The sequence below is a fragment of the Citrobacter sp. Cpo126 genome (assembly GCF_030332445.1).
Lineage (GTDB): Bacteria > Pseudomonadota > Gammaproteobacteria > Enterobacterales > Enterobacteriaceae > Citrobacter > Citrobacter portucalensis.
In genome coordinates this window covers 211328-236019 of record NZ_JAOWHT010000037.1, presented here as the reverse complement: position 1 = coordinate 236019, position 24692 = coordinate 211328, and the positions used below count along the sequence as shown (strand labels likewise).

At 53.5% G+C, this 24692-nt stretch carries 22 protein-coding genes and 1 tRNA gene; 11 read left to right on the top strand and 12 right to left on the bottom strand.

Going from position 1 to position 24692, the window contains the following annotated elements; translation table 11 throughout:
* Position 1: 1 nt before the first annotated feature.
* From dppC to OGY17_RS17760, 7 genes are all read right to left on the bottom strand, one after another.
* Positions 2-904 carry a dipeptide ABC transporter permease DppC gene (dppC, locus tag OGY17_RS17790; RefSeq protein ID WP_048215338.1) on the bottom strand — a complete coding sequence of 301 codons (903 nt, stop codon included), beginning with the start codon at positions 902-904 and terminating at the stop codon, positions 2-4.
* 9 nt (positions 905-913) lie between these two features.
* Positions 914-1933, bottom strand: a complete 1020-nt coding sequence (dppB, locus tag OGY17_RS17785) for a dipeptide ABC transporter permease DppB (protein ID WP_032945322.1) — start codon at positions 1931-1933, stop codon at positions 914-916.
* A gap of 166 nt (positions 1934-2099) precedes the next feature.
* Entirely contained in the window at positions 2100-3707 is a 1608-nt protein-coding gene (gene dppA, locus OGY17_RS17780; RefSeq protein ID WP_003827414.1) for a dipeptide ABC transporter periplasmic-binding protein DppA, read from the bottom strand.
* A gap of 985 nt (positions 3708-4692) precedes the next feature.
* Positions 4693-4769: transfer RNA gene (locus tag OGY17_RS17775), tRNA-Pro, on the bottom strand.
* Positions 4770-4860: 91 nt separating this feature from the next.
* A complete protein-coding gene (gene eptB / locus OGY17_RS17770; RefSeq protein WP_032945323.1) occupies positions 4861-6555 on the bottom strand; it encodes a kdo(2)-lipid A phosphoethanolamine 7''-transferase in 1695 nt (564 codons plus the stop codon).
* 210 nt (positions 6556-6765) lie between these two features.
* The gene (locus tag OGY17_RS17765; protein WP_020996062.1) at positions 6766-7968 is read right to left on the bottom strand and encodes an L-lactate MFS transporter; all 1203 of its coding nucleotides are present in this window, start codon (positions 7966-7968) and stop codon (positions 6766-6768) included.
* A gap of 251 nt (positions 7969-8219) precedes the next feature.
* A complete protein-coding gene (locus OGY17_RS17760; protein ID WP_048227291.1) occupies positions 8220-8921 on the bottom strand; it encodes an autotransporter outer membrane beta-barrel domain-containing protein in 702 nt (233 codons plus the stop codon).
* Between the two features lie 159 nt (positions 8922-9080).
* On the opposite strand from OGY17_RS17760, the gene tag reads away from it, so the two are divergent.
* Both tag and OGY17_RS17750 read left to right on the top strand, forming a co-directional pair.
* Entirely contained in the window at positions 9081-9650 is a 570-nt protein-coding gene (gene tag / locus OGY17_RS17755) for a DNA-3-methyladenine glycosylase I (protein ID WP_103014702.1), read from the top strand.
* On the top strand, positions 9640-10080 hold the full coding sequence (locus tag OGY17_RS17750; RefSeq protein WP_003827401.1) for an N-acetyltransferase: 441 nt from the start codon (positions 9640-9642) through the stop codon (positions 10078-10080). Before tag ends, OGY17_RS17750 begins: the two co-directional genes overlap by 11 nt.
* Here OGY17_RS17750 and OGY17_RS17745 read toward each other — a convergent pair.
* A complete protein-coding gene (locus OGY17_RS17745) occupies positions 10049-12382 on the bottom strand; it encodes a molybdopterin guanine dinucleotide-containing S/N-oxide reductase (RefSeq protein ID WP_048215333.1) in 2334 nt (777 codons plus the stop codon). The two genes, OGY17_RS17750 and OGY17_RS17745, sit on opposite strands and share 32 nt — an antisense overlap.
* A 159-nt stretch (positions 12383-12541) precedes the next feature.
* On the opposite strand from OGY17_RS17745, the gene OGY17_RS17740 reads away from it, so the two are divergent.
* From OGY17_RS17740 to ghrB, 6 genes are all read left to right on the top strand, one after another.
* Positions 12542-13204 (top strand): OmpA family lipoprotein, encoded by a 663-nt coding sequence (locus OGY17_RS17740; protein ID WP_048215332.1) that lies wholly within the window; start codon positions 12542-12544, stop codon positions 13202-13204.
* A gap of 104 nt (positions 13205-13308) precedes the next feature.
* Complete coding sequence (locus tag OGY17_RS17735) at positions 13309-14325, top strand: LacI family DNA-binding transcriptional regulator (protein ID WP_048215331.1); 1017 nt, start codon at positions 13309-13311, stop codon at positions 14323-14325.
* Between the two features lie 99 nt (positions 14326-14424).
* Positions 14425-15174 (top strand): sugar phosphate isomerase/epimerase family protein, encoded by a 750-nt coding sequence (locus OGY17_RS17730; RefSeq protein WP_079934331.1) that lies wholly within the window; start codon positions 14425-14427, stop codon positions 15172-15174.
* Between the two features lie 3 nt (positions 15175-15177).
* Positions 15178-16116 carry a sugar kinase gene (locus tag OGY17_RS17725; protein WP_048215329.1) on the top strand — a complete coding sequence of 313 codons (939 nt, stop codon included), beginning with the start codon at positions 15178-15180 and terminating at the stop codon, positions 16114-16116.
* Positions 16117-16180: 64 nt separating this feature from the next.
* Positions 16181-17461 carry an MFS transporter gene (locus OGY17_RS17720; RefSeq protein WP_048215328.1) on the top strand — a complete coding sequence of 427 codons (1281 nt, stop codon included), beginning with the start codon at positions 16181-16183 and terminating at the stop codon, positions 17459-17461.
* 22 nt (positions 17462-17483) lie between these two features.
* Positions 17484-18458, top strand: a complete 975-nt coding sequence (gene ghrB / locus OGY17_RS17715) for a glyoxylate/hydroxypyruvate reductase GhrB (RefSeq protein ID WP_048227295.1) — start codon at positions 17484-17486, stop codon at positions 18456-18458.
* A gap of 58 nt (positions 18459-18516) precedes the next feature.
* On the opposite strand, the gene OGY17_RS17710 is transcribed toward ghrB, so the two are convergent.
* Entirely contained in the window at positions 18517-19227 is a 711-nt protein-coding gene (locus OGY17_RS17710; protein ID WP_003827386.1) for a DUF3053 domain-containing protein, read from the bottom strand.
* Positions 19228-19607: 380 nt separating this feature from the next.
* Here OGY17_RS17710 and OGY17_RS17705 point away from each other — a divergent pair, with 380 nt between their 5' ends.
* From OGY17_RS17705 to cueP, 3 genes are all read left to right on the top strand, one after another.
* Positions 19608-19898: an HTH-type transcriptional regulator gene (locus OGY17_RS17705; protein ID WP_003827383.1), complete on the top strand. Its 291-nt coding sequence runs from the start codon at positions 19608-19610 to the stop codon at positions 19896-19898.
* A 279-nt stretch (positions 19899-20177) separates the two neighbouring features.
* Positions 20178-20390, top strand: a complete 213-nt coding sequence (gene cspE / locus OGY17_RS17700; RefSeq protein ID WP_000014594.1) for a transcription antiterminator/RNA stability regulator CspE — start codon at positions 20178-20180, stop codon at positions 20388-20390.
* 186 nt (positions 20391-20576) lie between these two features.
* Positions 20577-21116: a copper-binding periplasmic metallochaperone CueP gene (cueP, locus tag OGY17_RS17695; RefSeq protein ID WP_032945331.1), complete on the top strand. Its 540-nt coding sequence runs from the start codon at positions 20577-20579 to the stop codon at positions 21114-21116.
* A 113-nt stretch (positions 21117-21229) separates the two neighbouring features.
* On the opposite strand, the gene glyS is transcribed toward cueP, so the two are convergent.
* The 3 genes from glyS to OGY17_RS17680 form a co-directional block, all read right to left on the bottom strand.
* Positions 21230-23299, bottom strand: coding sequence for a glycine--tRNA ligase subunit beta (glyS, locus tag OGY17_RS17690; protein WP_008786433.1), 2070 nt, complete (start codon positions 23297-23299; stop codon positions 21230-21232).
* 9 nt (positions 23300-23308) lie between these two features.
* Complete coding sequence (gene glyQ / locus OGY17_RS17685; RefSeq protein WP_001168551.1) at positions 23309-24220, bottom strand: glycine--tRNA ligase subunit alpha; 912 nt, start codon at positions 24218-24220, stop codon at positions 23309-23311.
* Between the two features lie 95 nt (positions 24221-24315).
* Positions 24316-24624 carry a YsaB family lipoprotein gene (locus OGY17_RS17680; protein ID WP_020996059.1) on the bottom strand — a complete coding sequence of 103 codons (309 nt, stop codon included), beginning with the start codon at positions 24622-24624 and terminating at the stop codon, positions 24316-24318.
* Between the last annotated feature and the right edge of the window lie 68 nt (positions 24625-24692).

Here is a 24692-nt window from a genome sequence, read left to right as displayed (position 1 = left end):
CTTACTGCTTCAGTTTGGGATCGAGCGCGTCACGCAGACCGTCACCCATCAGGTTAAATGCCAGCACCGTCAACAGGATCGCCAGCCCCGGGAAGGTCACAACCCACCAGGCGCTTTGGGCAAACTGCAGAACGTCAGAGAGCATGGTGCCCCATTCCGGCGTAGGCGGCTGTGCGCCCATCCCCAGGAAGCCGAGGGCAGCCATATCGAGAATGGCGTTAGAGAAGCCAAGCGACGCCTGAACAATCAGCGGCGCAAGACAGTTAGGAAGAATGTTGACGAACATCTGGCGCATCGCGCCGGCTCCCGCCACGCGAGATGCTGTGACGTAGTCGCGGTTAACCTCCACCAGCACGGCGGCGCGCGTCAAACGGACATAGTGCGGCAATGCCACGAACGTCAGCGCCAGCGCGGCGTTGCCAATCGAGGGGCCAAATACCGCCACCAGCACCAGCGCCAGCAACAGGCTCGGCAATGCCAGCATGATATCGACCACACGCATGATGACGTTATCAACAATCCCGCCAAAGTAACCGGCGATCAGCCCAAGAACCACGCCCATCAGCAGGGAGAGTACTACCACCAGACAGCCGACCAACAGCGACAGACGCGCACCGTACATCAGGCGGGACAACACGTCGCGGCCTACATCATCAGTACCAAACAGATGCGCCATGGTACCGCCGTCCTGCCACGCGGGAGGAGCCAGCAGCGTATCGCGGAACTGGTCTGCCGGGTTGTAGGGTGCGAGGACGTTGGCAAAGACCGCAATCAGGATCATCACCACAACGTACACCAGCCCAACAACCGCACCTTTGTTGCGTTTAAAATAGTGCCAGAACTCCTGCAACGGAGTCATCGGCACCGGTGCAGCAATAACTTTATTTTCAGTAACCTGTGACATGATGGCCCCTTACTTCTTATGCCGAATACGCGGGTTCACCACGCCGTACAGCAGGTCTACCAGCAGGTTGACGAGGATAATCATCGTCGCGACCAGCAGCACCCCGCCCTGCACCACCGGATAATCGCGGCGTTGCAGCGCATCGATCAGCCAGCGCCCCAGCCCCGGCCACGAGAAGATGGTCTCGGTCAGAATCGCCCCGGCCAGCAGCGTACCAACCTGCAGGCCGATAACGGTCACCACGGGCAGCATCGCGTTACGCAGAGCGTGAATAATGATGACGCGCATACGGGTCAGGCCTTTGGCGCGCGCGGTACGGATGTAATCTTCACCCAGCACTTCCAGCATCGATGAACGGGTCATACGCACAATGACCGCCAGAGGAATGGTACCCAGCACCATCGCAGGCAGGATCATATGCGCCAACGCATCAATAAAGTTGCCCTCTTCACCCCAGATGGCGGTGTCGATCAGCATAAAGCCGGTTAGCGGATTGGAATCATCAAGGAACACCATGTCGCTCACCCGCCCAGAAACTGGCGTCAGGTTCAACTGCACGGAAACCAGCATGATCAGCATCATGCCCCACCAGAAAATCGGCATAGAGTAACCGGTCAGCGCCAGGCCAACTGCCGTGTGATCGAAAATGGAGCCGCGCTTAACGGCAGCAAGTACACCCACTGGGATACCCACTGCGACGGCGAAAATCATCGCGCAGACGCCGAGTTCCAGCGTTGCTTTGAAGCGAGGTACGAACTCTTCCCACACCGGTAAGCGGCTTTTCAGTGAGATACCTAAATCACCATGCATAACCCCCCAGATATAGTGGAGGTACTGCTGCCACATCGGCTTATCCAGACCGAGTTCAGCCAACAGTTGAGCATGACGCTCAGGGGAGATCCCACGTTCACCCGCCATGATCATAACCGGATCGCCGGGGATCATATGGACAAAGGCAAAGGTGAGAAGAGTGATACCGATAAACGTGGGGATGACGAGTCCCAAACGTCGGAGAATGAACTGCAACATAACCCGGATTCTCTCTAATGACGCACGGCCTGGAACCGTGAGTCTGTATTGCTCACAAATCTTATCCCACGCAAACTGCATCGCGGGTAAAGCATTACGCCGGAGGGCGCTGCGCTTATCCGGCCTACACAACACCGGGGCGCAGCGCTTCCTTAATTGCTTTTAATTATTCGACAGAGACGTTTTCGAAGTGGTGTTTGCCTAATGGATCAACCACATAGCCTTTCACTTCTTTACGCACTGGTTCGTACACGGTGGAGTGAGCAACAATCAGAGCCGGAGCCTGGTCGTGCATAACAACCTGAGCTTGCTTGTACAGTTCAATACGTTTGTTGTGATCGTCGGTCGCACGCGCCGGCTGGATCAGGTCTTCAAACGGCTTGTAGCACCAGCGAGAGTAGTTAGAACCGTCTTTCGCTGCCGCACAGCTGAACAAGGTCGCGAAGAAGTTGTCCGGATCCCCGTTGTCACCGGTCCAACCCATCATCACCGCCTGATGCTCACCCGCTTTGGCGCGTTTCAGATACTCGCCCCACTCGTAGGTCACAATCTTGGCCTGAACGCCAATTTTCGCCCAGTCAGCCTGAACCATTTCTGCCATACGACGTGCGTTCGGGTTATATGGACGCTGTACCGGCATAGCCCACAGCTCAACGGTAAAGCCTTTGTCCTGACCAGCTTCCTTCAGCAGCGCTTTAGCCTTCTCAGGATCGTAGGTGTAGTCTTTAACGTCGTCGTTATAGCCCCACATGGTCGGCGGGATCAGGTTTTTCGCGGCAACGCCAGCGCCCTGATAAACCGCTTTGATGATCGCTTCTTTGTTTACCGCGTAGGTCAGCGCCTGACGGACTTTCACGTCATCAAACGGTTTCTTCTCGGTGTTGAAAGAGAGGTAGCCCACGTTCAGACCCGCCTGCTCCATCAGGTTGATGTTTTTATCCTGCTTCATGCGCGCGATGTCTGCCGGGTTCGGGTACGGCATCACCTGGCACTCGTTCTTCTGCAGTTTGGCGTAACGCACGGAAGCGTCAGGCGTAATGGAGAAGACCAGACGGTCGATCTGCGGCTTGGTGCCCCAGTAACCTTCGAATGCTTTATACAGAATACGGGAGTCTTTCTGGTACTGCTGCAGCTGGAACGGACCGGTACCAATTGGGTTCAGATCCACTTTCTCCGGAGAACCGGCTTTCAGCATGTTGTCAGCATATTCTTTGGAAAGAATAGAAGCGAAGTCCATCGCCAGGTCAGCCAGGAACGGCGCTTCCGGGCGAGTCAGCACGAACTGAACGGTTTTATCGTCCACTTTTTTCACTTCGGAGATCAGATCCGGCAGACCCATCCCTTCGAAGTATTCATAGCTGCCGCCAGAGACTTTATGGTACGGGTTCTGGGCATTTTTCTGACGATCGAAAGAGAACACCACGTCATCGGCGTTAAAATCGCGCGTCGGTTTAAATTCTTTGTTGTCCTGCCACTTCACGCCCTGACGCAGGTGGAAGGTGTAGGTTTTGCCGTCTTCGCTGATTTCCCACTTCTCAGCAAGGCCCGGAATCACTTCAGTCGTACCGGTTTTGAACTCGACCAGGCGGTTATAGATCGGTACGGAGCTGGCATCATAGGTGGTGCCAGAGGTGAAAAGCTGCGGGTTAAAGCCTTCAGGAGATCCTTCTGAACAATAAACCAGAGTTTTAGCCTGTACGCTTGCTGCGACGGTCATAGCCACCAGGCTCAGACCAAGCTTCAGCATCCCTGACTTCTTCAAGGAAATACTCATTCTTCTGCTCCAATGTGATGTTTGTTGTTTTACCCTTTGCAGTGGGTTTGCACCGCCTGGCCTTTTTTGTTTTTTACCCGGCCGGGTCGGCGTTAAGAGGATGGGGATTCCGTTCACATAAGCGACTGAGTTGCAGTGCGGATTCTCCATGAAATGCCCCTCATACCCTACAATCTGTCAACAGAATGTGAAAACGTCAATACAGGTCACCGTGATTTACGCCAACGGTGAGAATTCACAAACAAAGATTAAAAAAAGTGCGGAAGGACATTTTCAGCAGGGAAATTTGTGCTACGCGTACTATGCCAGAATAAACATCTTCATATTTCGCAACATTTGGTGATTAACATTTATGCAATTTATTCAAACTTTCTAAATTAATGCTGCATATCTGAGCGATTAATACCATGAACGTTAAAACGCACAGCGGAAAATGCCAGCTTCAGCCATAAGTAGCGCAAAAAAAGTTTCAAGCAAATATAAAAAAAGGCAATGGAATATGTCACAGAATCGTTAACAGTCAGTGGGAAGTGGTGCACAATTTTTGCAGATAAAATGAAGGTCAAACGTGGGGTCGGAAAAACAAAAAATACGCCCTGCCAGCGCTTCGCCTGTAGGCCGGATAAGGCGCTTGCGCCGCATCCGGCAATGTCTGTTATAGCGTGATGTTTTGCCTGATGGCGCTTCGCCTGTAGGCCGGATAAGGCGCCTGCGCCGCATCCGGCAGTGTCTGTTATAGCGTGATGTTTTGCCTGATGGCGCTTCGCCTGTAGGCCGGATAAGGCGCCTGCGCCGCATCCGGCAGTGTCTGTTATAGCGTGATGTTTTGCCTGATGGCGCTTTGCCTGTAGGCCGGATAAGGCGCCTGCGCCGCATCCGGCAGTGTCTGTTATAGCGTGATGTTTTGCCTGATGGCGCTTCGCTTATCAGGCCTACAAAAGCCACAAATGCAAAAAGCCCGCTCAGAGAGCGGGCTTTTCTAATTTGGTCGGTGATAGAGGATTCGAACCTCCGACCCCTTCGTCCCGAACGAAGTGCGCTACCAGGCTGCGCCAATCACCGAATGCGGGGCGCATCTTACTGCTCAGCTGCGCGCCCGTCAATCCCTTAGTATCAAAATGCCATTTGATCGGCGAGAAAGTCAGCAGCTCAGTTACTGGGCTGTCGCCTTATTCGCGTCCGGGATACGGCACCAGTTATTATTCTCGTTAATACCGCCATTTGGCGAGGTATAACCGAGGCAACCCAAAATGGTGTCGTACAGTTCCACATGACGACGCGGCACCTTCATATCAGCTTCTTGCTTCAGATGTGCAAACGCCTTCGCATGGTCGGGGTCTTCCAGATATTTGTCAGACATCCACACCATCATAGGAACGCGGAACTGCTCAGGTGGCGCCATTTTACGCGGCGTACCGTGCAGGTGCTCGCGCTCGTTAATCGACTCACCGTGATCGGCGGCGTAAAACACGATCGCTTTCTTATCACGTAGTTGATCAAATACTTTGGTAATAAAGTGATCAACATAGGTTACCGAGTTATCGAATGAGTTGATCATCTCAGCTTTCGAGCAACCGCTATCAACATTGACACATTCCGGCTTCCACTGCGCATAATCACGGGTATAGCGCTGGGTGTAGTTAAAATGCGAGCCCTTGGTATGCAGAATAATCAGATGTTTGCCACCATCTTCATTATTTTGCAGAGACTGCTGCATCTCGGTAATCAACAGCATATCGTCAACGTTCTTGCCACGGTTGCGCGGCTCTGCGCCAATCTGCTCACGATAGGCGATGTTCTCCGCCATGGTGTTACTGTAGAACCACATCTCGCTTTGCATCGCGTAAAGATCGGTCTTGAACCCTAACTGGCCGAGCACGGAGAAGACGTTTTGTTCTTTCAGAGTACGCTGCGGGTTTTCTTCTGCCCCACCCTCACGCACAAACATGCAACGCAGCGAAAGTTTGGTTGCCGTATCACAGGAATATCCACGGAAGGCGGCCAGATTTTTCTCCTGGGCGAGCCTTGGCGTGGTATTGCGCTCATAGCCAAAAATTCCCATATGATCCCAGCGGGTCGTTTCGCCGATAATAAAGACCACATAGGTGTCGTCGAGGTTTTTGGGGGCAACATAGGTAAACTTCTTCGCCGGGTTCATCAACGATTTGTTGTCTGAGGATTCATCCACCTGTGCCCAGGCGTACAGACCCAGCGCGGAGAGCCAGTTTGACGGCAGATAGGAATTCGCCACTACCCCGCCATAGCTGGGTAAATCGATTCCCGTTGCTCGCTCAACGCTTCTCTGTTGCATGCTCAGCAGGCGAATCGGGACCCATACCATCAGACCAGCCAGTAAAACTACCGCCACGCTGCGCCATCTCATGCCAGGCGTACGTATCTGTTTCATCAGGGTATAGCGGCAGCGATTACTCCAAATCAGAACCAACGGTAAAATGCTGACCGAAACCAGCCACACGACAAAATGCCAGCCAACCACTTCTTTCGATAAATCAATATCCGTGGTCATTACGGAGGCAATAATACCGTAACCAATTACCACGTTCAGGAAGGTCATGTAATAGCTGGCACCGGCAGAACACAGCACCACTAACGTTGTCAGGACACGCCAGGCGCGCCGACCAAATAAAGAGAGAAGTCGTAGTAAAAAGAAGGTCACCAGCACAGTGCCGGCTAATTCAACAACCGCAGAGAGTCCTTTCCAGACGGTAAACTCGTGTGCATATCCGCTAAAGCGCCGGAAAAATACAGCACAGTTCATAAACAAACCGATATAGATTGCCAGCAGGAAACTGAGTTTCTGCTGCGTCATCGACTTAATATATCTCATGCAAACAAACCCTGGGAATCGGGATTAAAACACCCTGAGCAGTAGTCAAACAGACCAGGCAGGGGAAAATGCGACAACAGCAGAAGTGAAATGTCTACGGGCGCGGGTAAGTAGACCACAGGAGGGGGAAAAAGTGCTTATGGAGAATGCAAATGACGCATATATTTTTGTAAATATATGCGCCAGGTATTAATCAGACTACTAATAGGTTTAGGCGTGCGCCTCGGTATATACGCTACGCTGTGGCTGGCGGATGGTGGTGGAGAGTGCCAGCGAGATAATTAACAGCGCAAAGATAACGCAGAAGGTCACATAGAAACCGCCGAACAGCGAGGCGATAATGGAACCACAAATGCTGCCGATACCGAAACCTAAGTAAATGACGCCGTAGTTTTTAGCAAGGTTATTCAAACCGAAGAACTCGCTCACCAGTGACGGGAACACGGTGATGGTACCGCCAAAGTTAAATGCTACACAGGCAATCGCCGCGAAGAAGGTCGCATCATTCAGCGGGGCGAACAGCAGTGCCGCCATACCGACCAGCGAAACGACCTGCCCAATGGTGATAACGCGAATACGAGAGATTTTGTCGGACAGAATCCCCAGAACCAGACGACCTGACAGGTTAGCGATAGAAATGACGGTAACCGCATTTGCCGCCGTTGCCACATCCATATGCGCCAGGCTTTGCGCAATATCTTTCGCCACGCCAATCACATATAGCCCACTCATACACGCCGTCAGGAACATCACTGCCAGCATCCAGTACTGCGGTTTACGCATGGACTGCGCCAGGGTGTAGTCATTCTCAACCACGCCATTTTTCGTTTTCACTTCCTGATTCGGCGCGTCTTTCATCAGCGTGGAGCCAAAGACGATCATCACCAGCACAATCGCGCCCCAAATCATGAAGGTTTTTTCCAGACCCACAGTGCTCAACAGTTGGCTGTCGATGAATTTAAAACCGAGGCTGCCAAGACCGTAAGAACCGATGGCAAAGGCGGAAATCAGCCCTTTACGCTCAGGGAACCATTTTACACAGTTGGAAAGTGTTAACAGGTAGCCTGCGCCATCCGCCAGACCGACCAATACACCGGCGCTCAGCCACAGCATAATCAGGCTGTCAGAGTGGGCGGTTAAGAAGAAGCCGACACCCAGTAAAATACCGGAGGCCATGGTGACGCGTTTCACGCCAAAACGTTCCTGCAGTTTCCCGGCGACGGAAGAAGAAATTGCCAGCCCGAGGCTCAGCAGGCCAAAGGAAAAGGCAACCTGACTCACCGGCGCATCAAGCTTAGAAGAGAGCGCACCGTTAAACAGGCTCCAGGTATAAACAGAACCTAAAGCAAATTGGGTAATGATGGTGCCGATCAGTGTCAGCCAGCGGGTACGCTGATAATCAGAAGTTTTCATGGCAGTCTTCCTGCATAAACAAAATGGGAAATTCTCTGCCAACAACCATACCGAAGCGCTTTTATGAGCAGGAGAAAACGGCATGAAATGCCGCCAGGACGGAATGAAATGCCTGGAATGCGGAATGAATGACGAGACAAAAAGTCGGGTTACTGAATTTTATCGCATGAGTTAGTACACGCTATCGCTGGAGTGCGTGTGATTGTTGATCTCAACATGTAATCAAGATGTTTATATGCTGATTACTTACGTTAAAATTTGGCGCTCACTCCCATGGTGTACATATAGTCGCTGTTGTTGGTACTGTTTTCCGCCTGCGAAAGCGCCGCGTAAGCCGCCATGTGCGGGTTCAACAGCATATCTGCACCGACGGTGACATCCACCCAGTTACCATCCTGACCCGCTGCTGACATGCGGCTGAGACCCGACTGCGCCTTCCAGATATTCTCGCCAAACTGCTGGTTATAGCTGATTTGCGCCCACGGACGCACATCACCGAACTGCGAATTGACTCGCCAACCCAACGAACTCACGCTGGCATGCCACAGCGGATCGTTCTGCGTTACCGACGTCGCGCTATCGCCAAATTCGTTGTAAGTAGATGTGGTTGAACCGTCATAATGCAGCGCGGCAACCGGACCAGTTGTCACCTGCCTTGAAAGCGGGAAGTTCCAGCCCATACTCATGCCGCTGGTCGCATCCATAGGCGTCTCATCCGCCAGATTTACCACGGGACCCGCCACGTTCTGAGTGGAACGAATACGTTCTTCCAGAATGTCGTTATAACGTGGTTGGTGATCGCTGTCCCATGTATAACGTTCAGCCGTATGCCCTGACATCGCATCAACGATATATTCTTGTTGCCAGCCATATGCTGTATTGATGGACAGCGCACAAACTACAACGCTCGCCAGAGTTAACCTTTGGCGACCACTACCGTTTCTTATAATCATCAACGCGACTCCAGAAAAGAGCCGAATTCGGCGATATTATTGTCATTGTGTGAAGGATATTGGGCCCATCAGGCCCTGTATTAAATATTGTCTTTTTAGCTGGCGCGTCAAGGCGGGCCGAATGAAATTTTTACGCCAGTAAAAACAGCGAGGAAGAATATGCAGCGTTGCGGATGGGTCAGCCAGGACCCACTTTACATTGCCTACCACGACAAGGAATGGGGCGTCCCCGAAACCGATGGTAAAAAGCTGTTCGAAATGATCTGCCTTGAGGGCCAGCAGGCCGGGTTATCGTGGATTACCGTGCTCAAGAAACGGGAAAACTATCGCCACGCCTTCCACCATTTTGACCCGGAAAAAGTGGCGGCCATGACCGAAGAGGATGTGGAAAGGCTGGTACTGGATGCCGGCATTATTCGTCATCGCGGAAAAATTCAGGCCATTATCGGCAACGCTCGCGCTTTTCTGACGATGGCGCAAAACGGAGAGTCGTTTAGCGAATTCGTCTGGTCATTTGTTGATAACCAACCGCAAGTGACTCACGCCGCCAATCTGAGCGATATTCCCACCTCCACGCCTGCGTCAGACGCGCTGTCTAAAGCATTAAAAAAACGCGGATTTAAGTTTGTCGGCACCACCATTTGTTACTCCTTTATGCAGGCGTGCGGCCTGGTCAACGACCATGTCACCAGCTGCATCTGTTATCCGGGAGAACAACATGATTCGTGAATCCAAGGCTGAAGATCTGCCGTCAATTTTGGCGCTGTGGATGGAAAGCACAATCCATGCCCATCCATTTATCGAAGAGCGCTACTGGCGCGAAAGTGAATCCGTGGTGCGGGATGTTTATCTGCCAGCCGCGCAAACCTGGGTTTGGGAAGAAGAAGGCGAGCTCAAAGGCTTTGCCAGCGTGATTGACGACCGCTTTCTCGGCGCGCTGTTTGTCGCACCTGCCGCCATCAGAAGCGGGATCGGCAAAGCGCTGGTGCAGCATGTCCAGCAGCGCTTTTCAATACTCAGCCTTGAGGTATACCAGAAGAATCAATCAGCGGTGAACTTCTACCATGCGCTGGGTTTTCGTATTGAAGACGGCGCATGGCAGGAAGAGACTCACCACCCCACGTGGATTATGGGCTGGCAGGCGGATCAAACGCCGTAAGCGCCAACGTTGGTCCGCTATATTTTTCAAGCCACGCCAGCGCGGTGTTGCCCGCGCAGCCATTCCCCAGCTTCGAGCTGGGGAGATCTTTGGTCAGCACGTTGACGGCGCCATTTTTACAAATACCGTTCGCTGCGAGATCCAAATCAGGCCAGGCGCCTTCATGAATACAGATGACGCCGGGTTTAATACCCGCCGTCACCACCGCGCCCGCCAGAACTTGCCCGCGCTGGTTCCACACCCTGACCGTATCGCCATCCGCAATGCCGCGCGCGTGGGCGTCCTGCGGATGAATCGTTATCGGCTCACGATCCGCTACCGCGTACTGCTCCCGTAGCGCACTGTAGTTAAGCTGACTATGCAAACGGTGCGCCGGGTGGGCGGAAAGTAGCTGTAGCTGGTCCGGTTCAGCGTTACCGAACCACTCATCCGGCTCCAGCCACATCGGGTGTCCCGCGCAGTCCGCGTAGCCGTAACCTGCAATCCTCGCGGAGTAGATTTCAATTTTGCCGCTGTCCGTTTTCAGCGGATGCGCCTGCGGGTCGCGGCGAAAATCCGCAAAACGGATAAACTGTGCGCTGGCGGCGTTTTCCGGCATTTCGATCAGGGCGTTGCGCTGCCAAAACTCGGCGAAAGGCGGCAATGTCACCTGCTGACTGGCCCCACGTTGCCCGGCAATATTGTAAAAAGTCTCCAGCCACGCCAGTTCGCTTTTACCTTCGGTGAACCGTTCATATCCGCCCTTTTCCCAGCGCTCACTCAGCTCGGCAAAGACATCAAAATCATTTCGCGCTTCGTCCTGCGGCGGTACGACCTGCTTCATCGGCACCAGGTGCTGGTTGCTGTAATCGCCAGTCATGGTCAAATCATTACGCTCAAAGGAGGTGGTTGCTGGCAGCACGATATCAGCATGCTTTGCTGCTGCGGTCCAGAAACACTCCGAGATGACCACCAGCTCCGGTTTTTGCCAGGCGCGAATTAAACGGTTAGTGTCCTGATGATGGGTGAAGTTAGCGCCACCCGCCCACCACAGCATACGGATGTCCGGGAAATGGCGGTCCATGCCGTTGTGCTGGTAAAAACCGCCGGGATTTTCCAGCGCTTCGACAATTCGCGCCACCGGGATTTTATCTACCGCGTCGGTGCCGCCTTTAACGCTGCCCTGCATTGAAGCCAGCACCGCAGCCCGGCGCGTTGGGTTGCCGCCGTTGGCAAAATGGTACGACAGCCCAAAACCGCCGCCTGGCGTCCCGATTTGTCCGAGCATGGCGGCCAGGGTGACAATCATCCAGTGTTTCTGCTCGCCATACTGTTGGCGCTGCATGCCCCATCCGGCCATCAGCATGGTGGTATTTTGGTGAAATATCGCTGCAAGTTCGCGTATCTTCGCTGCCGGAATGCCACAAATCTCTGCCGCCCATTTTGCCGTTTTTGCAACATCGTCAGATTTACCCAGCAGATAGTCGGCAAAACGGTCATATCCGGTAGTACACCGGGAGAGAAAGTCCTCGTCATGCCAGCCGTTTTCCACCAGCGTATGCGCGATGCCCAGCATCAGCGCTACGTCGGTCCCCATATGCGGGGCAATCCATTCCATCTTATCGCCAAAGAAATCGACGCTTTCCGATCGCATCGGATCGATACAGATCAACCGTTTACCGCTGTCGCGCAATGCCTCAAAGTACGCGAGGCCCTGCTCATCGGACGCGTTCCAGGCAATCTTCAGGGTATTCAGCGGATTGGCGCTCCACAACACCACCACCTCGCTGTTCTCCAGCACCACCGGCCAGCTGGTTTGCTGCTGGTAAACTTCGTTCCCGCCCACCACGTACGGCATGATCGCTTGCGCAGCCCCCGTCGAGTAATCCCCCAGATGCCCGGTATAACCGCCCGCCAGCGCCATATAACGCTGTAACAGGGTCGCCGCTTTGTGTAACACGCCGTTGGAACGCCAGCCGTACGAACCGGCAAAAATTGAGGCCGGGCCGTAGCTGTCACGGATGCGTTTATGCTGCGTATGGATAAGATTCAGCGCGTCGTCCCAACTGACACGAACAAACTCATCCTGCCCACGTACGCCCTGTGGGTTTTCCGGCGAGGCGAGAAACCCTTTACGCACCATCGGAAAACGTACCCGCGTTTTACTGTGAACCTGGTCGCGCACCACGGTTTGCAAAGAGTTGGGATGAGCGGTGGGCAGCGCGCCACGCGAGGAGAAAACCGTCTCACCATCAGTGTCGACGAGGATTGGTCCCCAGTGGGCGGCGGTTAACACCGAGTAATGTGCGGGTGAATTAGCCAAGATGGCGCTCCTGAATGCGATGTGACGGATTATTTATTATGCCGTTCAATGTTACTTACAAATTTCAGAGTCTTCCCTGGAATTTTCTTCATGTTCACACGTCATAATCAACCGCCACGGTCGCTGTGGCAAAGAAGAAAAAGTCATTAAGGAATTAAGATGAAGAAACGTGTATTTGTTATTGCTGCCATCGTGAGCGGCGCCCTGGCGGTTTCTGGCTGCACAACAAACCCTTACACCGGCGAACGCGAAGCGGGTAAATCCGGCATTGGCGCAGGTATTGGCTCTCTGGTCGGCGCGGGCATTGGCGCACTCTCTTCTTCGAAGAAAGATCGCGGCAAAGGCGCACTGATTGGCGCAGCGGCTGGCGCGGCCGTTGGCGGTGGTATCGGCTATTACATGGACGTGCAGGAAGCGAAACTGCGCGAAAAAATGCAGGGAACGGGCGTCAGCGTGACGCGCAGTGGCGATAACATCATTCTGAACATGCCAAACAACGTCACCTTCGACAGCAGCAGTGCCAACCTGAAGCCTGCGGGTGCTAACACCCTGACCGGCGTGGCGATGGTACTGAAAGAGTACAATAAAACCGCCGTCAACGTGCTGGGCTTCACCGACAGCACCGGCAGCCAGGATCTGAATATGCGTCTGTCACAGCAGCGCGCAGACTCCGTAGCCAGCGCCTTGATCACTCAAGGGGTCGCAGCTAACCGCATCCGCACTCAGGGTATGGGCCCGGCAAATCCGATCGCCAGCAACAGCACAACGGAAGGTAAAGCGCAAAACCGCCGCGTAGAAATTACCTTAAGCCCGATCCAGTAACGTTTTGTGCCGGATGGAAGCAGACCGTATCCATCCGGCATGAAGCACTTGCCATCGTTGATTTTCGCGTTAAGGTGTTGTCACCAAATTCAGGGAAATCAGCGATGAGCAAATCAACACGGGCAACCATCAGCGATGTGGCGAAAGCTGCAAAAACCGGCAAGACCAGCATTTCACGTTATCTCAACGGTGAAAAGCACCTGCTTTCCGACGCGCTGCTGGCCCGCATTGAACAAGCCATTGCCGATCTCGACTACCGTCCCAGCCTGATGGCAAGAGGCCTGAAACATGGTCGTACCCGCCTGATTGGCCTGATCATCGCCGATATTACTAATCCCTACTCCGTCAACGTGCTAAGTGGTATTGAAGCTGCCTGTCGCGATAAAGGCTTTACCCCGCTGGTGTGTAACACCAACAACGAAGTGGATCAGGAACTGCATTATCTCGACCTGCTGCGCAGCTACCAGGTCGAAGGGATTGTGGTCAACGCCGTCGGGATGCGCGAAGAGGGGCTGAACCGCCTGCAACAGTCTGCGCTGCCGATGGTGCTGATTGACCGTAAAATTCCCGATTTCGCCTGTGATATGGTCGGGCTGGATAACACCCAGGCGGCAACGGTTGCCACCGAACATCTGGTCGAACAAGGTTTTGAAGCCATCCTGTTCCTCAGCGAACCACTCGGCATGGTGAATACCCGCCGCGAACGCCTGAGCGCTTTTCGTGCCACGCTCGCGCAATACCCCGGCGTGATCGCGCAAAATGCCGAAGTCCCGCTCACGGACAATACGCAACTGGACGACACCCTGCGCCAGTTTCACCAGCAGCATCGTGGAATGCGCAAAGCCGTTATCTCTGCCAACGGTGCCCTCACGCTACAAGTAGCCCGCGCCCTGAAACGCATTGGCCTCAACTGGGGGAGCGACATTGGCCTACTCGGTTTTGACGAGCTGGAATGGGCCGAGCTGGCGGGCGTTGGTATTACCACATTGAAACAACCCACCTGGCAGATTGGTTACACCGCCGTTGAGCAGGTTGTGCGCCGGATCGATGGCGGCTCTGCGGCCATTCAGGAGCAGGTCTTCTCCGGCGAGCTGATCGTGCGCGGCTCTACCTGCCGTTAAATTACCTTCGTGATGGTGATCATAAATTCGACATCATAGGCTTTTCTTTGGAACCGGTTCCATCTAGCGTTATAACAAGAACGCTAGTCTGGAGTTTCCATGAAAAGAAAAATTATGGTGGTCACCGCCGCTTATGGGCACGACCAGGTACGGGCCGCAGGCGGGCAAACGGCAATGCTGCCCATCATCGCTGAAGCCGGTGCTGACGGCGTCGAAATCCGCCGCGAGCTATTAACCGACGTTGAGCTGAAGACGCTGTCCACGATGGCCTCTGCGATCGAAATCTTCGGCCTGCTGGCCTGTTACTCTGCGCCTGAACCGTTGTTCCTTGAGGACGGTAGCCTCAACCCCCGTCTTCCAGAACTACTTGAGGAAGCGCAGGCCTTGCAGGCACTGTGGTTAAAAGTCTCCCTCGGCCATTTTTCCCATACCGAACAGTTCGACGTTCTACGCCAATGGCTGGACAACAGCGGAATGGAGCTGGTTGTCGAGAACGATCAGACCGACTGCGGACGCCTGCAGCCGATGCAGCGCTTTAACGAAGCCTGTCAGGCGCAAAACCTGCCGATATCTTTAACCTTCGATATGGGCAACTGGCTGTGGGTGGGCGACTCCCCGCAACTGGCGGCGCAGAACCTGGCGTCAACCGTTGGGTATATCCATGTCAAAGCCGCAGTTGCACATCGCGACAGCTACCGCGCCGTACCGCCAGATACCGCCGATCCGCGCTGGCTGGCGCTGCTAAAAACGCTGCCCAACGATGTCCCACGCGGCATTGAGTTCCCCCTGGAAGGGCAGGATTTGGCGGCGGTTACCCGCCGCTACGTCGAGCTGTTACGCGAGGAGTAACGCATGAAAAATTCACTGGATGTGGTCACTATTGGTGAAGCGATGGCGATGTTTGTCGCCACGCAAACCGGCGAACTGGCGGATGTGGAGCAGTTTATCAAGCGCGTTGCAGGCGCGGAGCTCAACGTGGCGACCGGTCTTGCCCGTCTGGGCCTGAAGGTCGGTTGGGTGAGCCGTGTAGGCAACGACAGTTTTGGACGTTTTATCGTTAAGTCGCTGGAAAAAGAAGGGATTGATGCGCAGGGAGTCACCCAGGACGGGCGTTACGCTACTGGCTTTCAGCTTAAATCTAAGGTCGAAAATGGAACCGATCCCATTGTGGAATATTTCCGTAAAGGTTCCGCTGCCAGCCACCTCAGCATTGAGGATTACCACGAGAACTATTTTGCCAGCGCACGTCACTTGCACCTGAGCGGCGTGGCAGCCGCGCTTTCTGCCAGTTCCTATGAACTTCTGGCGCATACCGCCCGCACGCTGAAAGCCCAAGGGAAAACCATCTCCTTTGACCCAAATTTGCGCCCGGTATTGTGGAAAAGCGAAGCCGAAATGGTGGAAAAACTGAACCGCCTGGCATTTCAGGCTGACTGGGTTTTACCTGGGTTAAAAGAGGGCATGATTTTAACCGGTCAGCAGACGCCTGAAGCCATCGCCGACTTTTATCTGCGCCATGGGGTGAAGGCTGTGATCGTCAAAACCGGGGCTGATGGCGCCTGGTACAAAACCGCCAGCGGCGAACAAGGCTGCGTGGCACCGGTAAAAGTCGACAACGTGGTCGATACGGTCGGCGCAGGCGATGGCTTTGCCGTGGGCGTTATTAGCGCCCTGCTGGAAGGCCACTCGGTGCATCAGGCGGTGACACGCGGCAATAAAATTGGCGCACTGGCCATTCAGGTTCAGGGCGACAGCGAAGGATTACCCACACGTGAACAATTAGGGGAATAAACTCCCGGCCAACTCTGTACCCTACATACAGAGGCGGCGTATCAGCATAACCAGAGGGCAGTCTATGAATAGCTCAACTAATGCAGCAAAACGCTGGTGGTACATCATGCCAATCGTGTTTATCACGTATAGCCTGGCGTACCTTGATCGCGCGAACTTCAGCTTCGCCTCCGCCGCCGGTATCAACGAAGACCTCGGCATTACCAAGGGGATCTCTTCCCTGCTGGGCGCGCTGTTTTTCCTCGGCTATTTCTTCTTTCAGATCCCGGGCGCAATTTACGCTGAACGACGCAGCGTACGAAAACTGATTTTTGTCTGTCTGATCCTCTGGGGCGCATGCGCGTCGTTAACCGGCATGGTCAGCAATATTCCAATGCTTGCCGCCATCCGCTTTATTCTTGGCGTCGTTGAAGCCGCCGTGATGCCGGCAATGCTGATTTATATCAGCAACTGGTTTACGAAATCTGAACGCTCGCGCGCAAACACTTTCCTGATCCTCGGTAATCCGGTCACCGTTCTGTGGATGTCCGTGGTTTCCGGTTACCTGATTCAGGCGCTGGGCTGGCGAGAAATGTTCATCATCGAGGGCTTCCCGGCCATCATCTGGGCGTTCTGCTGGTGGGTGCTGGTAAAAGACAAACCGTCTCAGGTCGGTTGGCTGTCAGAATCTGAAAAAGCCGCGCTTCAGGCACAACTGGAAAAAGAGCAGCAAGGCATCAAAGCCGTACGTAACTATAGCGAGGCTTTCCGCTCACGTAACGTCATCCTGCTGTGTATGCAGTATTTCGCCTGGAGTATTGGCGTCTATGGTTTTGTCCTGTGGCTGCCGTCGATTATCCGCAACGGCGGTGCAAATCTGGGGATGGTGGAAGTTGGTTGGCTGTCATCCGTACCGTATCTGGCGGCAACGGCGGCGATGATCCTCGTCTCCTGGGCGTCCGATAAGCTGCAAAACCGTAAGCTGTTTGTCTGGCCACTGTTATTAATAGCCGCTTTCGCGTTTATCGGCTCCTGGGCCGTAGGCGCAGACCACTTCTGGATTTCTTACACGCTGTTGGTTATTGCAGGCGCGGCAATGTATGCCCCCTATGGTCCCTTCTTCGCCATCATCCCGGAAATGCTGCCGCGCAACGTCGCCGGTGGGGCAATGGCGCTGATCAACAGTATGGGCGCGCTAGGTTCATTCTTTGGATCATGGTTTGTCGGCTACCTCAATGGCGCTACCGGCAGCCCGTCCGCCTCGTACATTTTTATGGGGGTAGCGCTTTTTGTCTCAGTGTGGCTAACTTTAATTGTTAAGCCTGCTAATAATTCTCAAATTCCGGTTGGCGCACGCCACGCTTAAATTTTAACTTACGGAGATTCGCATGAAGCCGTCCATTATTCTCTATAAAGCGTTACCTGACGATTTACTGCATCGCCTGGAAGAACATTTTACTGTGACTCAGGTGCCTAACCTGCGCCCGGAAACGGTCGCACAGCACGCCGACGCTTTTGCCAATGCAGAAGGTCTGCTGGGCTCCAGTGAAGCCGTCAATACCGCTCTGCTGGAGAAAATGCCCAGGCTGCGTGCGACATCCACGATTTCCGTAGGCTATGACAACTTCGACGTCGATGCCCTCAACGCGCGTAAGGTGCTGTTGATGCACACGCCAACCGTGCTGACGGAAACCGTCGCCGATACGGTAATGGCGCTGGTGTTAAGCACCGCTCGCCGCGTAGTGGAAGTTGCCGAACGGGTAAAGGTTGGCGAATGGACCAAAAGTATCGGACCGGACTGGTTTGGTACCGATGTACACCACAAAACGCTGGGGATTGTCGGTATGGGCCGCATTGGGCTGGCGCTGGCACAACGTGCGCATTTCGGCTTTAGCATGCCGATTCTCTATAATGCGCGCCGTCACCATCAGGAAGCAGAAGAACGCTTCAATGCACGTTACTGCGACCTCGATACGCTGTTGCAGGAGTCTGATTTTGTCTGCCTGATCCTGCCGTTAACCGACGAAACGCATCATCTGTTCAGCACCGAGCAGTTTGCAAAAATGAAGTCTTCCGCCATTTTTATTAACGCCGGACGTGGCCCGGTGGTCGATGAAAAAGCGTTGATTGCTGCCCTGCAAAAAGGCGAAATTCATGCCGCTGGCCTGGATGTATTTGAGCAAGAGCCATTATCGGTAGACTCACCGCTACTGTCACTGCCCAACGTGGTGGCCGTACCGCACATTGGTTCAGCCACACACGAAACGCGCTACAACATGGCGGCCTGTGCGGTGGATAACTTAATCGATGCGCTGCAAGGACGCGTTGAGAAGAACTGCGTAAACCCGCAGGTCGCATCATAAACAAAAGGCCGGGTAGCGCTTACGCTCACCCGGCCTTTCATGCATTACCGTATCTTAATTACTGAGCGGCATTCACCGCAGCAGTCCAGGCCTGATTAAATGCCTGATGCTGAGCAGCCAACGGGCCAATCAGCGTATTGTACTGACTTGCCTGCTGTGACGTTGGGAACTGGATACCGTTGGCGACAAAGCTCACCTGTGTATCCTGCTGCGCCACAAAATCACCAACCTGCACCAACTGCTGCGTGAAAATTTGCGCGGCAGGGATCAGCGGCTGTAAGGCCTCTGCTGGTGCAGTAACAACTTTGTTGTACACCTGATCAAAGACCGGCTTCAGATCTTCGCCCTGCTTCAGCGCGCCATGCGCAGCATCTGCCTGTAGTTTCGCATTCTGCAACTGTTGCCCTAATACACCTAGCGCACCATTTGCCTGACGCAGCGGCTCACGCTGAGTCACATAATCCTGAGGAACACGAATCGCATTTACGCTATCAACCACCGGGCGCAGACCGGAGTCCATCGCCTGATTAACCTGCTGCGAATAGCCATACAGAATCGCGTAATCGGACACAAACGGGCCAAACTGTTTTTTCTGATCGGCGGTCAGCGTTGGTAAACGCTCTCCGCTACGCATTGCAGTATTCTGCAGAAAATCGATAAACGCTTTGCGTTGATCGCCTTCTTTATCAAAACACCCACTCAGGCCAACTACCATTAAGAGCGCCAAAACAGGCGCAAACCAGCGAGAGCAGGACTTACCTGTCGCCATTTTAATACTCCTTTCACCCAAAAATGCGCACAACGACACCCGCGTGCCTGACGTTGACAAGGATAGTCCAGGTCAGCCCCGCAAGATACCCTTTCCGCGTAATCTTGTGGGGGAAAATAACCGTTCCCGCCACCGTTCGTTTTGCTAAACAATGCTGCATTTACCACTCGGCGTCATATTTTAGTCATCTTTACAATCGGAATCGATCGTTCGGAGATCCTGACCTTTATCAGTTCGTTAGCCAGCAATAGATTGTCACCTGCGATCCGCTGAAACGAATCCATCACGCAAACCTTAAATCCGGCTTCATTTTTTCCGACTACTCTTAATGAGCTTCGAAGAAATTCACGATCCCGCTGTGTGATTTGTAGGAGTTCTCAATGGAATACAAAGATCCTATGTTTGAACTGCTAAGCAGTCTGGAGCAGATTGTTTTTAAAGATGTATCGCAGACGGTCACTCTGCCGCAAAAAACCAACCCTTTCACCGAATTTGAACAGCTACGACGAGGGACAGGTTTAAAAACAGATGATTTTGCCCGAGTGATGGGCGTGACGGTCGCGATGGTTCATGAATGGGAGTCTAAACGCGTAAAGCCTTCCACTACCGAATTGAAGTTAATGCGCCTGATTCAGGCAGACCCTAGGTTAAGTAAGCAACTGATGGATTGAACTATTTTTCAATTTTGCTCAAGAACGGTCCTGTAACAGGGCCGTTCTCTTACGAAGGTTATCCACAAAAAAGAAAATAGTAGTTGCATCCACATGCGTAAAATGAGTTAATGCCCTCAACGGTTTGACGTACAGACCATTACAGCAGTTAGTAAGGCAAGTCCCTTCAAGAGTTATCGTTGATACCCTTCGTAGTGAGCATTTCCTTTACTGTTAAAAAATCTGTAAAGCACGCCATATCGCCGAAAGGCACACTTATTTTTTAAAAGGTAATACACTATGTCCGGTAAAATGACTGGTATCGTAAAATGGTTCAACGCTGACAAAGGTTTCGGCTTCATCACTCCTGACGATGGCTCTAAAGACGTGTTCGTACACTTCTCTGCTATCCAGAACGATGGCTACAAATCTCTGGACGAAGGTCAGAAAGTTTCCTTCACCATCGAAAGCGGCGCTAAAGGCCCGGCAGCTGGCAACGTAACCAGCCTGTAAGCTTAAAAAGCTCAAAATTCTGAATCCCTGCCAAACGGCGGGGATTTTTTTATCTGTATTTTGTAAGTCTCCCCTCCCCAACGCTTCTTTGCATTACTTTACCCGTCGTCCCTTTGACCTTTCCCTAAGGGCAAGCTTTATAGTGAGCCAGTCTATATTCCACAATTTTCACAAGGAATTGAAGCTATGTCGAAATCCTCACTGCTGCTGATTTTAGGTTTGCTCACCACTGGTACTGCTTTCGCGGCAACGCCGGAAGCTACTTTTCTGGCCGAACACGGGCTTAGCGGGAAATCCGTCGAACAAATCGTAGAGACGATTGATCAATCACCGCAGAGCCGCCCGCTGCCGTACTCAGCGTCCATCACCAGCACCGCGTTGAAGCTCTCTTCGGGCGATCAGGTTTATACCCTGCCGCTCGGTGACAAGTTCTATCTGTCGTTTGCCCCGTATGAATGGCAAACACATCCTTGTTTCAACCACAGCCTTTCTGGCTGCCAGGGCGAAATGCCGGAGAAGACATTCAATGTCAAAGTGACGGATAACAAGGGTGATGTGGTGGTACAAAAAGCGATGAAGAGCGGCCGTAATGGCTTTGTCGGGGTATGGCTACCGCGCAATATGGAAGGCACCATCGCAGTGAGCTACAACGGTAAAACGGCGGAGTATCCTATTAAGACGATGGAAGACAGCCAGACCTGTCTGACAAAATTGCAGTTGCGCTAATAACATAAAAAAATGCCGGATAGCGCAATGCTTATCCGGCCTACTGGTGTTTCTCTCGTAGGCCGGATAAGGCGAAGCCGCCATCCGGCATTTTCTAAGTCAGCGCAGGGTCGTTACTGCAGCAGAGAAATATCTGCCACGCGCAAGAACAGCTCGCGCAGTTTTTCGAGCATAGACAGACGGTTAATACGCAGATCTTTATCTTCTACGTTGACCATCACTTTCTCGAAGAACGCATCAACCGGTTCACGCAGTTCCGCCAACTCAACCAGCGCTTCCTGGTAACGACCGGCAGCGAAGACAGGCTCCAGCTTATCGCGCAGCACAACCACCTGCATCGCCAGCGCAATTTCTTCCGGCTCTTTCAGCGTTGCCGCATTCACGCGGTCATTCAGCGTCTCTTCAGACTTCGCCAGGATGTTCGATACACGCTTGTTCGCGGCAGCCAACGCGGACGCGGCTTCCAGCGTACGGAAGTGCGAAACCGCCTTCATACGTGCGTCAAAATCAGCCGGACGAGTCGGACGACGTGCCAGTACGGCCTGAATGGTGTCGACGGTATAACCTTCGTCCTGATACCAGGCGCGGAAGCGACCGAGCATAAAGTCGATAACGTCATCCACCACGTTGGCGTTGGTCAGCTTGTCACCATACAGACGAACCGCTTCTTCGGTCAGCGTTTGCAGATCCAGATTCAGGTTCTTCTCAACGATAATACGCAGCACACCCAGCGCAGCACGACGCAGCGCAAACGGGTCTTTGTCGCCTTTCGGATGCTGACCGATACCGAAGATACCCGCCAGGGTGTCCATCTTGTCAGCAATCGCCACGGCACAAGCTACCGGGTTCGACGGCAGATCATCACCAGCAAAACGCGGCTGATACTGTTCGTTCAGCGCAACAGCTACATCTTCCGCTTCGCCATCGTGACGCGCATAGTGCATGCCCATCACACCCTGGGTGTCGGTGAATTCGAAGACCATGTTGGTCATCAGATCGCACTTGGACAGCAGGCCAGCACGCGTTGCGTGGTTAACATCAGCGCCAATCTGACCAGCAATCCAGCCCGCCAGCGCCTGAATACGATCAGTCTTGTCGCGCAGCGTACCCAGTTGCTGTTGGAACAGCACGGTTTGCAGACGCGGCAGATGGTCTTCCAGACGTTTTTTACGGTCGGTATTGAAGAAGAACTCGGCATCCGCCAGGCGCGGACGAACGACTTTCTCGTTACCGGAGATAATCTGGATCGGATCTTTCGATTCGATGTTGGCAACGAAGATAAAGTTCGGCAGCAGTTTGCCGTCGTTCGCGTATACCGGGAAGTACTTCTGGTCACCTTTCATGGTGTGTACCAGCGCTTCAGACGGAACAGCGAGGAATTTCTCTTCGAACTTCGCAGTCAGCACTACCGGCCATTCCACCAGCGAGGTAACTTCTTCCAGCAGGCTTTCGCTCAGGTCAGCGTTACCGCCAATCTTACGCGCCGCTTCTTCAGCATCGGCTTTGATTTTCGCTTTACGCTCAGCGTAATCCGCAATTACTTTGCCGCGCTCACGCAGGATTTCCGGGTACTGATCGGCAGAATCGATGGTGAATTCCGGCTCGCCCATAAAGCGGTGCCCGCGGATCACGCGATCGGACTGAATGCCCAGAATCGTTGCCGGAATCACTTTGTCGCCCAGCAGCAGGGTCACGGTGTGAACCGGACGCACGAAGTGGACATCAGACGCGCCCCAGCGCATCAGTTTCGGGATAGGCAGCTTCGCCAGTGACGTGGCGATCATGTTTGGCAGCAGCGTTTCTGCGCTTTCGCCTTTTACATGCGCACGGTACAGCAGCCATTCGCCTTTGTCGGTAGTCAGACGCTCAGCCTGATCAACCGTGATGCCGCAGCCACGTGCCCAACCTTCTGCCGCTTTGCTCGGTTTGCCTTCAGCGTCAAACGCCTGGGCAATGGCCGGACCGCGTTTTTCAACTTCGCGATCGGGTTGAGATTCCGCCAGATTCGCGACTTTCAGCGCCAGACGACGCGGCGCGGCGAACCACTCAACGTTGCCGTGCGCGATGCCAGCGTTATCCAGCTCCGCGGTAAAGTTTGCAGCAAAGGACTCAGCCAGGCTGCGCAGTGCTTTTGGTGGCAGCTCTTCAGTGCCGATTTCCACCAGAAAAGTTTTCTCAGACATGGCCGCCTCTTATTTGTCTTTGTTGCACATCGGGAAGCCAAGGGCTTCACGGGAAGCGTAGTAAGCTTCTGCCACTGCTTTGGTCAGGGTGCGAATGCGCAGGATATAGCGCTGACGCTCGGTGACGGAGATGGCTTTACGCGCATCCAGCAGGTTGAAGCTATGGGCGGCTTTCAGAATACGTTCATACGCAGGCAGTGGCAGCGGATTTTCCAGCGCCAGCAGCTGCTGCGCTTCTTTCTCGTACTGCTCGAAGCAGGTGAACAGGAAGTCCACGTCGGCGTATTCGAAGTTGTAGGTGGATTGCTCCACTTCGTTCTGATGGAACACGTCGCCGTAAGTGGTTTTACCCAGCGGGCCGTCGCTCCAGACCAGGTCGTAAACGCTGTCTACGCCCTGAATGTACATGGCCAGACGTTCCAGACCGTAGGTAATTTCCCCGGTTACTGGTTTACATTCCAGACCACCAACCTGCTGGAAGTAGGTGAACTGCGTCACTTCCATGCCGTTCAGCCACACTTCCCAACCCAGACCCCAGGCACCCAGCGTCGGGTTTTCCCAGTTATCTTCCACGAAACGGATATCGTGAATGGTCGGGTCCATACCCAGTTCTTTCAGAGAACCCAGGTACAGCTCCTGAATGTTGTCCGGAGACGGCTTAATCACTACCTGGAACTGATAGTAGTGCTGTAAGCGGTTCGGGTTTTCGCCATAGCGGCCATCGGTCGGACGACGAGAAGGCTGCACATAAGCAGTCGCCATCGGCTCCGGCCCCAGCGCACGCAGGCAGGTCATTGGGTGAGATGTTCCCGCGCCGACTTCCATGTCCAATGGTTGAACGATGGTGCAGCCCTGGCGAGCCCAGTAATCCTGTAAGGTCAGGATCAAGCCCTGGAAGGTCCTGGTATCAAACTTTTGCATATTATTTCGTGCTGGATACGTGTGGATTTAAAGGAAGCGGTCAGTATACCCGCTGGCTGCAAGATATACAGTACGAAACGGGAAAAAGGGGGAACTTAGCGCATGGAAAGGTGCAAAAACTGCCCGTCTGCATCAAAAGAGCAGACAAAACTCTCTTTACGGAAGGTAGAACCACGCATCTCATAGCTACCCTGGAATTGCTCCAGGCCGGAGATATCAATTTTCTGCGCGCCAGTGTTGTAGCGTTGCGCCGCCTCATTTTTGCACAATGACTCCATATCCAGCGAACGTGTGGCACTGACCTTAACCTTTTGCGCTTTCTGCGCAGGTGCAGACGATTGTGTGTCAGCGCACGCTACCAGCAAAAGGGCAGCGATCGCGGGAAAGAAATACTTCATCATCATTTTATTACCGCCTGGTTTGCTGGTCAGTCTTATTATTAGTGTCTGGAAACAGATCCTATTTTGAGAAT